We start from the raw sequence: 13,197 nt of genomic DNA, 5'->3' as shown, positions 1-13,197 counted from the left end.
GCGGACGGAGCGAGGGCTTCGTCCGCCCGTCATCGATCCCGCAAAGGAGCGTGATATGACCTCAGTGGATGCCGGCGTCGACCGGACCACACCGCGCGCAGCGCAGCGCAGCGGCTCGAACAGCGTCCGACGCCGGGGGCCGCGCATCGGCCGGTATCTGACCCGATGGCTGTTCGTGGCGCCGGCGATCATCTTCGTGCTGGTGTTCTTCGGATATCCGATCGTGCAGAACGTCGTGATGTCGCTGCAGGACTACACGACGGCCACCTTCTACACCGGCATCGCCCCGTGGGTGGGCCTCGCGAACTACGAGAAGGTGTTCAGCAATCCGATCTTCATGACGACCGTGGTCAACACGGCGTTGTTCACCGTCGGATCGATCGTGCTGCAGTTCGGCATCGGCATGGGACTGGCGCTGTTCTTCAAGCGGCACTTCCCGTTGAGCGGGTTCCTGCGTTCTCTGCTTCTGCTGCCGTGGCTGCTTCCGCTGATCGCATCGGCCGCCGTGTGGAAGTGGATCCTCGACCAGGGCAGCGGAGCGCTGAACCAGTTCCTCGGCATCTTCGGGGTGCATCCGATCCCGTGGCTGGTGAGCCCGAGCCTCGCCCTGGTCGCCGTGATCGGCGTGAACGTGTGGCTCGGCATCCCGTTCAACACGACCATCCTCTATTCCGGGCTCCAGTCGGTGCCCGAGGAGCTGTACGAGGCGGCAGCACTGGACGGGGCGGTCGGCTGGCGCGCGTTCTGGCACATCACGTGGCCGAGCATCCGCTCCGTGGTGAGCGTGGTCATCGTGCTCGGCGTGGTCTACACGCTCAAGGTGGTGGACATCATCCTCGGGCTCACCGGCGGCGGGCCGGCGAACTCCACCCAGACCCTTGCCACCTGGGCGTATCAGAACTCGTTCGTTCAGTTCGCGTTCGGCCAGGGCGCTGCGATCAGCAACGTTCTCATCGTGGTGTCGCTCGTGTTCGCGATCGTCTACCTCTACATGAACAGGAAGGGCGTGGACGAATGACCGCCACGACAGCTCTCGTGCTGCCCACCGGGTCGAGCGCGCACCGTCGCAGGCATGCCAGGCGCTGGCCGATGACGGTGCTGGGCATCCTGTTCCTCGCCATCATGGTGTTCCCGGTCTACTGGATGATCAACAGCAGCCTGCAGTCGAACTCGGGCGCCGCGAACACCGAGTGGTTCCCGATCCATCCCACGTTCGCCGGATACCAGGCAGCCATCACCCAGCAAGCCGGCAACCTCGCCACCAGCCTCATCATCTCCATCGGTGCTGTCGTCATCACGCTGATCGTCGCCACGCCGGCCGCCTACGGACTCGCGCGGTTCAAGATGAAGGGGATGACTGCCTTCGTCTTCGTGCTCCTCATCACGCAGATGATCCCGACGATCGTCATCGCCAACGCGCTGTACGCCCTGTTCAACAACTGGGGCCTGCTCAACTCGTACGTCGGACTGATCCTCGCGGACAGCGCGGCGCAGATACCGTTCGCGATCATCCTGATGCGCGCGTTCATGGCATCCATCCCGCAGAGCCTTGTCGAGGCGGCGCTCGTAGACGGGGCGAACAACTTCAGGGCGTTCCTCGCGATCGTGGTGCCGATCAGCAAGAACGCGATCATCACTGCGGCACTGTTCACGTTCCTCGGCGCGTGGGGAGACTTCCTCTTCGCCCTGACGCTGACCAGTACCCCGGCAGTCCGACCGATCACCCTCGGCATCTACAACTATCTGGGCGCCAACGGGGCCACCCAGTGGGGACCGGTCATGGCGACCGCCGTGATGGCGTCCGTGCCTGCGGGCATCCTGCTGATCCTGGCGCAGAAGTACATCGCCGCCGGAGCACTGGGAGGCGCCATCAAGTAGCGACGACCAGGTCGCACACACGACCAAGCGCGGCCCAGGTAGCACACACGAGAGACGGTAGACGCGAGGCCCCCGCAGAGTCCTCGCCAGCCGGATGGATCGCCGCGCCCCGGCGGCGCGATCCCACGCAGCAGTTTCGACACCAGAATTCGTCACGAAGGAGACACACATGGACACCACCGCATCGACACCACTGCGCGTCGTCGTCTGGGGCGAGAACCGCCACGAGCAGCTCGAGCCGCACGTCGCCGAGCTCTACCCGGACGGCATGCACAACGCCATCAAGGCCGGCATCGAGGAGAACCTCGGCGACCGCGTGAGCGTCACGACAGCCCTGCTCGACGATCCGGAGCATGGGCTCACCGAGGAGCGGCTCGCCCAGACCGACGTGCTGACGTGGTGGGGTCACGCCGCGCACGGTGAGGTGTCGGATGAAGTGGTCGAGAGGGTGCACCGGCACGTTCTCGAAGGCATGGGATTGGTGGTCCTCCACTCCGGGCACTGGTCGAAGATCTTCCAGAAGCTGATGGGCACCACGTGCACACTGCGGTGGCGCAGCGAGCACGACCGCGAGCTGGTCTGGACGGTCGATGCGACGCATCCGATCGCGCAGGGGGTTCCGCATCCGATCGAGATCCCGCAGCAGGAGATGTACGGGGAGCAGTTCGACGTGCCGAAGCCCGACGAGATCATCTTCATCTCGTCGTTCAGCGGGGGAGAGGTGTTCCGCAGCGGCATCACGTACCGGCGCGGCAACGGCAAGATCTTCTACTTCAGCCCCGGCGACCAGGACTTCCCCGTCTACCACCACAAGGACGTGCGGCGCGTGATCGCGAACGGCGTCGCCTGGGTGGCATCCGATCGCCCGAGCCGGCAGCTGCCGACCCTGTTGCGCTACGAGACCGGCGACTTCTTCAACGGCAAGGGATACCAGGGCGCCCTGAGCAACAGCGACTACGAGACGGCCGACGCCGAATGAGCGGGCTTGCACACGGCAGCGGATCAGCACAGCCCGGTTCCTTCGCGCGGGTGACCGGCGACGGGCCTCTGCGCGTGGTGCTCGTCGGGGCGGGCAACATGGGGCGGGCGTGGATGCGCATGCTCACCGGATCCCCGAGCGTCGCCCTCGTCGGCATGGTGGACCTCGACGTGGAGCTGGCCCGTCGCGCGGCCGCGGAGCTCGGCCTGGACGTCGTCATCGGTGGCGCGCTCGCGGAGGTGGCGGCGGCATCCGACGCACAGGCGGTGATCGATGTGACGGTGCCGCCGGCACACCACGCGGTGAACACGGAAGCGCTGTTCCTCGGCCTGCCGGTTCTGTGCGAGAAGCCCATCGCGCCGACGGTGGCGGAGACGCTGTCGCTGATCGCCGCTGAGGAGCTCTCCGGACAGCTCCTGATGACGAGCCAGTCGCGCAGGTACTATCCGCAGCTGGCCAGGCTGAAGGCGATGGCCGGCGCGCTCGGCGGCATCGGATTCGTGACGACGGAGTTCTTCAAGGCACCGCACTTCGGCGGATTCCGAGACGAGATGGAGCATCCGCTGCTCGTGGACATGGCCATCCACGGGTTCGACGTGGCGCGCTACCTGCTCGATGCCGACCCGGTGAGCGTGGACTGCCGCACGTTCAACCCGTCGTGGAGCTGGTACCGGGGGGATGCAGCGGCCACCGCCGTCTTCGAGTTCGCCGGCGGCACACGGTTCAGCTACGCGGGCAGCTGGTGCAGTCCCGGTCTCGAGACGTCGTGGAACGGATCGTGGCGCATCAGCGGCGCGCGCGGCACCGTCGCCTGGGACGGTGACGGCGAGCCGGTGGCGGAGTTCGTGGAGGGTGCGGCCGCGGTCGAGCGCGGATCGTCGGTCGTGCGCCCCGAGATCGCAGGGGCGCTCGACGAGTTCGTCGACGCACTGCGCACCGGCGCGGTGCCGTCGGGCGACGTGCACTCCAACGTGCACAGCCTGGCGATGGTCGAGGCAGCGGTGCTGTCGGCCGCCGAGCGCCGCACCATTCTGCTGAGCGACGTGCTCGAGGACGCCTACGCGACGGCGCTGGCGAACGAGACACGTGACGACGTGCGCGCCGCGCTGGCGGAGTGGGGCTCCGCCGCGACGAAGCTCGCGCACTGAAGCGGCGCACCAGAACGCCGTCGCGGCGGTGTCGGGGCCGGCTCCCGGCACCGCCGCTCCTCGTGAGTCGCCGAGACATGGCAGAGTTCCCCACGCAACGAGCCCGAACACCTGGAGACCTCCGATGCCCGAACCCCGCCTCGACCCGTCGCTCGTCCGTCTCGACAGACCCGCGGAGCTCTTCCACGAGACGTTCCTGCTGGGCAACGGATTCCTGGGCGCCGCCGCGTACGGACGCACCGACGAGGAGTGGTTCGACCTCAACAGGGACACGCTGTGGTCAGGCGGCCCGGCTCGAGACCACGCCCCCGACGGGGACGAGCCGCCGGGGCGCATCCTGCGCGAGCTGCGTGCGGCCATCGCCCGTGGCGATCACGCAGCGGCCGACGGTTGGGCGCGACGTCTCCAGTCCGAGACCTGGACGGAGTCGTACCAGCCCGTCGGTCGCCTGGGATGGCGTTGGGGAGCGGATGACGCGGGTGCGCGATCCGCGGAGCGAGCCGACGCCGATGGATCCGGCGCCGCGGAAAACGATGCCGAAAACGGTGTCATCAGCCCGTACGAACGCACGCTCGACCTGCGTCACGCCCGCGCGGAGATCCGCGCCGGCGGACACGTGCTGAGCGCATTCGTGTCGCATCCGGATGACGTGCTCGTCGTCCAGTCATCCCGGTCGGATGTCATTGCTCCCGTCTTCGCGACCCCGCACGAGGGTGCGCGGGTGCGGCGCGAACGGATCGACGACATCGAGTGGCTGATCGCGGTCGGGCGCGCGCCCGCGCATGTCGTCCCCGAGTACGAGCGCAGCCAGCATCCGGTGATCTACTCGATCGAGGAACCGGATGCGGACGGCACAGTCGCGGCAGGCATGGGCTGGGCGCTCGCCGCGGCCGTGCAGCGCACGCCGGAGGGCGCACGCCTCATCGCCACCGCCGTCACGGGCTTCCGCGGATGGGATCAGCGACCCTCTGCCGATCTGTGGGCGCTGGCGGAGCGTGCCCGATCCGTGGTCGAGGCGGCTCTGGTGCGCACGACGGAGGAGCTCGCCGCCCGGCACGAGGCCGACCACGCGTCGCTCTTCGACCGGGTGGGGCTCGACCTGACTCCGTCGCAGGATGCCGGCGCCGCCGACGCTCAGCGCTACTTCGACTTCGGCCGCTATCTGCTGATCTCCTCGTCGCGTCCCGGCACGCAGGCGGCCAACCTGCAGGGCATCTGGAACGACGACGTGCGTCCAGGCTGGGCAAGCGAGTACACGACGAACATCAACGCGCCGATGAACTACTGGGGAGCGGAGGTCGCGAACCTGTCCGAGCTGCACGAGCCGTTCTTCGGTCTGCTCGAGGACCTCGCCCTCGCCGGTCGCGACACCGCGCGACTGCGCTACCGGGCGTCAGGAGCCGTCTGCCACCACAACACGGATGCCTGGCGCTTCACCGCTCCCGTCGCCGGCAACCCGCAGTGGGCGAACTGGCAGTTCGGGCTGGCCTGGATGTGCGCCCACCTCGGTTCCCGGCTCGATCACCGGTGGTCGGACGGGTTCGCGCGCGAGACAGCACTTCCCGTCTATCGCGAGGCGGTCGCGTTCGTGCTCGACCAGCTCGTGGACGACGGCGGATCCCTGGTCGTCAGCCCGTCCAGCTCGCCGGAGCACAGCTTCCGGGATGCGGACGGCGTCGTCGCATCCGTCACGGCCGGCAGCACAATCGACCAGGAGATCACGCACGAACTGCTGTCACGATTCGTGGAGCTGACCGAACGGCTCGGAGAAACCGGCTCGCTGGGTGACGCTGATCCGCTCGCTGCCCGTGCCGCCGACGCCCTGGAACACCTGCGGATGCCCGTGATCGGCCCAGACGGCCTCCTGCGCGAGTGGCCTGCCGGACTCGAATCGACCGAGCCGGGCCACCGCCACTTCTCGCACCTCTACGGAGCCTTCCCGGGAACCAGGATCACCCAGACCCGCGCTCCGGAGGAGTTCGAGGCGGTGCGACGCACGCTCGACTTCCGTCTGTCCAACGGCAGCGGATACACGGGCTGGAGCCAGGCGTGGACGCTGTGCCTGGCGGCGCGACTGCGGGACAAGGAGCTCGCGGCCGCCTCGATCGGAGTGCTCGTGCACGAGCTCAGCTCGCCGTCGTTGCTCGACCTGCATCCGCACGGCGAACGGCCGGGCGGCGCGCTGTTCCAGATCGACGGCAACCTCGGCGCGATCGCCGGCGTCGCAGAACTGCTGATGCAGAGCCACGACGGTGCGGTCTCCCTGCTGCCCACGCTGCCGCACGCCTGGCACACGGGATCCGTGAGCGGGCTGCGTGCCCGCGGCGGACACGAGGTCGATGTCCGATGGCGGGACGGGCGGCTGGAGGGAGCGGAGCTGCGCTCCGATCCCGGCGCGCAGGTCGTCGTCGAGGTGGACGCCGACGTTGTGGTGTCGGTCCTCGACCCGACCGGACGCACCGTCGAGGTCACCAGCGTGCCGCTGGCCGCCGCAGGTCGCGCACGATGGGCGTGGAACGCTCCGCAGAGCGGGACGTCGGTGGTGGGCGTTCGCCGCTGACGGCATCCGCTCGCTCCATGTCGATGGGCACCGGTCCCCATCGACGGGTGCGTCTGCCATCGAGCCGGGCCGCCGTCGTTGTTCTTGTTCCGCACTCGGCATGCGCTGCGCAGCGGATGCCGGTGCGCAGCGAGCGAAGCGGTTCTACCTGCTCCGCATCGTGGCCTGGCGCGCTTCACCACGCCGCTCATCTTGACGAATCGCCCCGACACCTTCTATCTTCGTCGAAGCGGTTCGATTAACTCGAGCCGCGATCATGCGATTCGCACCGCGTGCCCCCGCGCGGAATCCGTCAAGCGCATGAGACCTGCCAGGGCCCACACAAAGGAGTGAGATGCAGCGGGATATGGCATCCGTCGACTGCTGCGCGGTCACCGCCGAGGCGAAGGCCTCTGCACTGTGACCACGCAGGCGGTTCTCCAGGAGGTCGCGTCATCCGAGCGCGTCGTCACCTCGCGCCGCAAGCGTCGCCGCGACACCTCGCAGCACAGGAGCAAGAAGTCGTTCACGATGTTCCTGTGCATCGTGCCGTTCGTGGTGCTGGTGTTCGTCTTCTCGTACCTGCCGCTCTACGGCTGGATCTTCTCGCTCTACGACTACCAGCCGGCGCTCGGGCTCAAGGGCAGCGAATTCGTGGGACTCCAGTGGTTCCAGATGCTGATCAGCTCGCCGACGCAGATGGCGCAGATCGGCCAGGTGCTCCTCAACACCCTGGCGATGAGCTTCCTCGGGATCGCCACCTCGTTCCTGCCGATCGTCTTCGCCGTCTTCCTCAACGAGGTCAAGTCGGGATGGTTCCGCAACGTCGTCCAGACGCTCACCACCCTGCCGAACTTCATCTCGTGGGTGCTCGTCTACATGATCGCGTTCTCGTTGTTCTCCAGCTCCGGCCTGGTGAACGGCGTGCTCACAGACTCCGGCCTGATCACGACGCCGATCAAGTTCCTCGACTCCGACTCGCACGTGTGGCTCACGATGCTGCTCTGGAGCCTGTGGAAGGGCCTCGGCTGGGGCGCGATCATCTACCTCGCGGCCATCACGGGCATCGATCCGGCGCTCTACGAGTCGGCCAAGATCGACGGCGCCGGACGCTTCCAGCTCATGCGCTACATCACGATCCCGCAGCTCATGCCGACGTACGTCGTGCTGCTCATGCTCTCGGTCGCGAACCTGCTCAACAACGGCATGGACCAGTACTACGTGTTCCACAACGCGTTCAACATGCAACACATCCAGGTGCTCGACCTCTACGTCTACATGGTCGGCCTGACGGGCAACAACCTGTCGCTTGCCACGGCGATCGGCATGCTCAAGAGCGTCATCTCCGTGATCCTGCTCATCACCGTCAACCTCATCGCCAAGCGTGCCCGCGGCACCTCGATCATCTAGGAGCACGGACATGGCCATCGCAACGGATGCCGCCCCCCACGCGGATGCCCGCCCCCGCGGGGTGAAGACCGAGCGTCCGACCCACCTCAAGCGCACCGCGGGCGAGAGGGTCTTCAGCATCATCAACTACGCGGTCTTCGCGCTCTTCGCCGTGATCTGCGCATACCCGTTCTACTACCTGATCATCAACTCGATCAGCGCGAACGACGTCTCCGCACTGGGCGATGTGCGGTTCTTCCCCGTCGGATTCCACCTCTCGAACTACGCGCAGGTGTTCCAGCTGCAGGGCCTCACGCTCGCCACTGCCGTGAGCATCGCCCGAACCGTGCTCGGAACGGTCGGCACGGTGCTCGTCTCCGCGTTCCTCGGCTTCATGTTCACGCAGGAGCGCATGTGGGGCCGGGCGTTCTGGTATCGGTTCACCGTCATCACGATGTACTTCAGCGCCGGCCTCATCCCGGTGTTCCTCATCATCAAGGGACTCGGGCTGACGAACAACTTCTGGGTCTACGTGATCCCGTTCCTGGTGCAGCCGTTCAACGTCATCCTGGTCAAGACGTTCGTCGAGTCGATGCCGCAGTCGATGCAGGAGGCGGCGGAGATCGATGGGGCGAACATCCTTCAGGTCTTCTTCCGCGTCTACCTGCCCAACATGACGCCGATTCTGGCGACCGTCGCGATCTTCTCCGCCGTCGCGCAGTGGAACATGTTCCAGGACACCCTGATCTACATCACCGACCAGAGCCTGTACACCCTGCAGTACCTGCTCTACATGTTCATCAACCAGGCGAACAGCCTGGCGACGGCAGCCCAGAACGCGGCGGGCGGAAGCCTCAGCGCCATCGCGAACTCGGCGACCTCGCAGACGCCGACGTCGATTCAGATGACGGTCGCCGTGGTCGTGGTGCTGCCGATCATCTTCATCTATCCCCTGTTCCAGCGCTTCTTCGTGAAGGGCATCATGCTCGGCGCCGTCAAGGGTTGACGACCGCCACAGCGCACCAAGAAAGGAATGCAGCAATGAAGCGTAGAGAGTTCCTTGCACTGGCAGGCATCGGGGCGGTCGCCACGATGACGCTGTCGTCATGCTCTCTGATCGACGGCAGCTCCTCGGCAGACGGCGGCTCCACCGGAGCCTTCCCCTCCACGTGGAAGAAGCAGATCACGATCGACGTCTTCGACGACCTCGCGAACTACCAGGGCATCCAGACCGGATGGTTCGCGAAGCTCGTCCAGGACAAGTTCAACATGAAGCTCAACATGATCGCGCCGAACGTGGCCGGCGGTGGTGAGACCCTGTTCAACACGCGTTCCGCGGCCGGCGACCTCGGCGACCTCGTCGTCCTCGGGTCGTACCAGCACCTGACAGAGGCGCTCAAGGGCGGGCTGCTGCTGAACGCATCCAGCTACTACAAGAACATGAAGAACGTTGCCGGATACGACGCCGCCGTCACGAAGGCGAACGACGGCCAGAAGGGAACATTCGCGTTCCCGACCTCCGTGTCGAAGCTCAAGCCGACGCAGCCGTCGGAAAGCACCGAGCCGACGTTCGGCCCCTACCTGCGCTGGGATCTGTACGGAGCGGCCGGCTACCCGAAGGTCGACACTCTGGAAGACCTCATCCCGGTGCTCGCCGAGATGCAGAAGGCGCAGCCGAAGGCATCCAACGGCAAGCCGGTCTACGGACTGTCCCTGTTCAAGGACTGGGACGGCAACATGATGAACAACGCCAAGCAGCCCGCCTGCTTCTACGGATTCGACGAGGTCGGCTTCGTGCTCGCGGCGGCGGACGGCTCGTCGTACGAGAGCATCGTCGACTCCGACTCGCACTACGTGCGCTCGCTGAAGTTCTTCAGCAAGGCGGCTCAGGCGGGGCTCGTCGACCCGGATTCGCCCACGCAGAACTACTCGACCATGTACGCGAAGTACCAGGCGGGACAGGTGCTCTTCGCGTTCTGGCCGTGGCTCGCGCAGCCCGCTTACAACACCTCGGACAACATGGACAAGGGCATCGGGTTCGAGATCGCGCCGCTGAAGGACATGAAGATCTTCTCCTACGGCTCGCAGGTGTACGGCAGCAGCAACTACTCGCTCGGCATCGGCACGAAGGCCAAGGATCCGCAGCGCGTCGCCGCGTTCATCGACTGGCTCTACTCGACGGACGGCGTCTATGCCAACGGCAGCCAGACCGGATCCGCCGCAGGTCCCAAGGATCTCACGTGGGATCTGGACTCGTCGAAGAAACCGGAACTGAACGCCTTCGGGCAGAACGCGTTCCTCGGCGGTTCGACGAAGAAGGTCCCGTCCGACTGGGGCAGCGGCACGTTCGTCAAGGGCGTCTCCGCGCTGAACGTCACGACCGTGACAGCCGTGGACAAGGATCCGTCGACGGGCTACTCGTTCGCGTACCAGATGTGGCCGAGCTACCAGAAGCTGATCGCCAACAAGCTGACGAAGGACTGGTCGTCGCACATGAACGGCGCCACCACCACCATGGACTATTTGCAGAACAACAAGAAGATCATCGTGGCGCCGGGCTCGGGGTACAACGCGCCCGCTGACGATTCCGAGACGCAGACGCTCCGCAACCAGATCAAGGCGGTCATCGTGAACGAGTCCTGGAAGGCGGCCATGGCCACCAGCACCTCGGACTTCAACTCGATCGTCAAGGGCATGCAGGACACGGTCAACGGCCTCGGCTACGCCAAGGTCCTGAAGCTCGACATGGAGCACGCGAAGGCACAGAACGAGGCGCGCCTCGCCGTCGCCAAGAAGTTCGGCTGAGCCATCTAGCACCGATCAGCCCACAGCGAAGCGGGGCTCGGGATCACTCCCGGGCCCCGCTTCCGCGTCCCCCCCCCGCGAGGGTGCCAGTCCCTCCGCCCGAGGGTGCCCGTTCCTCCGCCCGAGCGTGCGCGTCTGTTCGCCCGAGGGTGCCCGTTCGTCCCCGCGAGCGTGCGCGTCTGTTCGCCCGAGGGTGCCCGTTCGTCCCCGCGAGCGTGCGCGTCTGTTCGCCCGAGGGCGCCCGTTCGTCCCCGCGAAGGTGCGCGTTCCTCCGCGCGGGGGTGCGCGTCTGTCCGCCCGAGGGTGCCCTTTCGTCCGTGTCAGTGTGCCCGTTCTCCCGCCCGAAAGTGCCCGTTCGTCCGCCCGAGGGTGCCCGTTCGTCTCCGCGAGGGTGCCCGTGCGTTCCTCGAGGCGTCCCCTTCTTCCCCGGTTGGCACCCGCACAGCCTGGCTCAGGGGTCTGCACCGATCAACAGAACCTGCCGCACACTGTGCAGAGGAACGGGCACTTTCGGGCGGGAGAACGGGCACGTTCGCGGAGAGGAACGGGCACCCTCGGGCGGAGGAACGCACACATTCGGGCGGAGGAACGCGCACCTTCGGGCGGAGGAACGGGCACTCTCGCGGGGAGGGGCTGCGGGCCTACGCCTCCTGGGGCGTGTGGCGCTTGAAGACCGCGCGCAGCAGGAAGCCGGCGCCGTAGGCGCCCACCGAGAATCCGATCGTGGCGAGCACGACGAGGAACGCGGGCAGCACCGCGGACAGGCTCACCGCCGTCGCCGGGATGATCACGAGCACGAACGTGCGCCAGGACTCGGCGACGGGCAGCAGCATCGCGTTCTTGAGGGTCTGGCGCATCCGATTGTCGTAGCGTCCGACGAGCGCGCATCCGTAGAGGAACGCGGCGAAGAAGTAGAGCGCACCGAGCAGTGCCACGATCGCGGCCGCGATCGACAGCGTGCTCCCGCTGAATGCCCAGAACAGCCCGCTGAACACCAGGAAGATCGCGGGCAGCGCGAAGCACACGAACACCACCGTGCCGCGCAGCCAGTTCGACTTCAGCGCGCGGAGGTAGTCGCGGATCAGCTGGCCGCCCTCGTCGTCCGAGTAGCGGATGGTCACCTCGAAGAGCGCGCTGGTCGCCATGCCGATCGTCACGAACGGCACGCACGTGAGGATGAACACCACGTTGAGCACGATGAACGAGACGAACGTCGTCGCGCCGCTCATCACCTTGCTGTCGGGATCGACCCTCATTCCGTCGTCCTCATTCCGTCGTCCTCATGCCATCGTTCTCCAGCCGTCGTCCTCGGGCGACCGCGCTCACACCGTCGTCCGGCGCGTGGCCTTCGCGGCACTCGCGGTCTTCGCGCCCTTCGCCGTCTTGGCGGCCTTCCCAGAGCTCGGACGGGGAGCGGATGCCGTGCGAACCTCGAGCGTCGGCGCGATGAGCCGAACTCCCGGCGGTGTCCCGCCGTCGATCATGTCGCAGATCGCGTCGGCGGCCGCAGCCCCGATCGCCTCGGCCGGGACGGCGATGCTGTCCACCGGTCCCGGCACGGAAAGCGCCACATCCTCCGGGCACAGCGCGACGATGGACGGCGCGGCGGGCGAGTGCTTGCCCGTCTCGACGAGCCGAGCGAAGACGTGCGGCAGCGCGCCCTCGTTGTGCACGAGGAATCCGGTGATCTCGGGATCCGCCGCCACGACCGCGTCCACCACGTCGGCGGCATCCGCGCTGCTCGGGCACGGGTGCACGCTCGCCGCCACACCCGCTGCAGCGCACGCAGCGAGGAATCCTCTGGCCAGACGGTCCGCGTACGACGTGTGCCGCGCCATGACCTCGGCCGGGGATCCGATGAGTGCGAGGCGGCGGTGGCCCTGGGCGATGAGCCTGTCGACGGCCAGCCATCCGGCCTCTTCGAAGTCGAAGTCGACGCACGGGATCGTGCGGCGCCCCTCCGGCAGGCCGATCAGCACGCTGGGCTGTTCCAGCCGCGAGAGCACGCCGATGCGCGGGTCGTCCGACTCGATGTCCATGACGAGCAGCGCGTCGACCATGGAGCCGTTCGCCGCGCGCTCCATGCCCCGTGGGTCGTCGTTGGTGAGAAGCAGGATGTCGTACCCGCGCGTACGCGCCTTGGCTACGACGCCTGTCACCACCTCCATGACCACGTGCACGTCCACACCGCTGCGCAGCGGGATCTGCAGTCCAATCACGTTCGTGGAGCGGGATGCCAGCGACCGCGCGCCCGCGTGCGGGCTGAAGCCGAGCGACGCGATGGCCCGCTCCACTCGCCTACGCGTCTCGGGGGAGATCGTGCGCTTGCCGCTCATCACGTACGACACGGTCGAGATGGAGACGCCGGCCTCTTCGGCGACGTCCGCGATCGTGACCATCAGGCGGTCCTGCCTTTCCCGGCCACCGGACGTGGCCCCCGTTTCGATCGAGTGCACGCT

The 13,197-nt window shown here is 66.9% G+C and carries 10 protein-coding genes; 8 read left to right on the top strand and 2 right to left on the bottom strand.

Translation table 11 applies throughout. The features are described from left to right. The first annotated feature begins 55 nt into the window (after positions 1 to 55). The 8 genes from ACX9R5_RS16890 to ACX9R5_RS16855 all read left to right on the top strand — a co-directional run bounded on the left by ACX9R5_RS16890 (position 56) and on the right by ACX9R5_RS16855 (position 10,738). Positions 56 to 1,018, top strand: a complete 963-nt coding sequence (locus ACX9R5_RS16890; RefSeq protein ID WP_459410220.1) for a carbohydrate ABC transporter permease — start codon at positions 56 to 58, stop codon at positions 1,016 to 1,018. Then, positions 1,015 to 1,878 carry a carbohydrate ABC transporter permease gene (locus ACX9R5_RS16885; protein WP_459410219.1) on the top strand — a complete coding sequence of 288 codons (864 nt, stop codon included), beginning with the start codon at positions 1,015 to 1,017 and terminating at the stop codon, positions 1,876 to 1,878. The genes ACX9R5_RS16890 and ACX9R5_RS16885 overlap by 4 nt, the downstream gene beginning before the upstream one ends. 169 nt (positions 1,879 to 2,047) lie before the next feature. Further along, the gene (locus tag ACX9R5_RS16880; RefSeq protein WP_459410218.1) at positions 2,048 to 2,857 is read left to right on the top strand and encodes a ThuA domain-containing protein; all 810 of its coding nucleotides are present in this window, start codon (positions 2,048 to 2,050) and stop codon (positions 2,855 to 2,857) included. Beyond that, complete coding sequence (locus ACX9R5_RS16875; RefSeq protein WP_459410217.1) at positions 2,854 to 4,005, top strand: Gfo/Idh/MocA family protein; 1,152 nt, start codon at positions 2,854 to 2,856, stop codon at positions 4,003 to 4,005. Before ACX9R5_RS16880 ends, ACX9R5_RS16875 begins: the two co-directional genes overlap by 4 nt. 124 nt (positions 4,006 to 4,129) lie before the next feature. After that, positions 4,130 to 6,565, top strand: a complete 2,436-nt coding sequence (locus ACX9R5_RS16870; protein WP_459410216.1) for a glycosyl hydrolase family 95 catalytic domain-containing protein — start codon at positions 4,130 to 4,132, stop codon at positions 6,563 to 6,565. 399 nt (positions 6,566 to 6,964) lie between these two features. After that, positions 6,965 to 7,954 carry an ABC transporter permease gene (locus ACX9R5_RS16865; RefSeq protein ID WP_459410215.1) on the top strand — a complete coding sequence of 330 codons (990 nt, stop codon included), beginning with the start codon at positions 6,965 to 6,967 and terminating at the stop codon, positions 7,952 to 7,954. Between the two features lie 10 nt (positions 7,955 to 7,964). Beyond that, entirely contained in the window at positions 7,965 to 8,939 is a 975-nt protein-coding gene (locus ACX9R5_RS16860) for a carbohydrate ABC transporter permease (protein ID WP_459410214.1), read from the top strand. A gap of 35 nt (positions 8,940 to 8,974) precedes the next feature. Continuing rightward, positions 8,975 to 10,738, top strand: a complete 1,764-nt coding sequence (locus ACX9R5_RS16855) for a type 2 periplasmic-binding domain-containing protein (RefSeq protein ID WP_459410213.1) — start codon at positions 8,975 to 8,977, stop codon at positions 10,736 to 10,738. Between the two features lie 641 nt (positions 10,739 to 11,379). On the opposite strand, the gene ACX9R5_RS16850 is transcribed toward ACX9R5_RS16855, so the two are convergent. Further along, positions 11,380 to 11,994, bottom strand: coding sequence for a DUF624 domain-containing protein (locus ACX9R5_RS16850; RefSeq protein ID WP_459410212.1), 615 nt, complete (start codon positions 11,992 to 11,994; stop codon positions 11,380 to 11,382). Positions 11,995 to 12,060: 66 nt separating this feature from the next. Continuing rightward, positions 12,061 to 13,194 (bottom strand): LacI family DNA-binding transcriptional regulator, encoded by a 1,134-nt coding sequence (locus tag ACX9R5_RS16845; protein ID WP_459410211.1) that lies wholly within the window; start codon positions 13,192 to 13,194, stop codon positions 12,061 to 12,063. Positions 13,195 to 13,197: the final 3 nt, after the last annotated feature.

This window comes from Rathayibacter sp. CAU 1779 (assembly GCF_054551755.1).
This window is presented reverse-complemented; position numbering and strand designations above follow the sequence as displayed.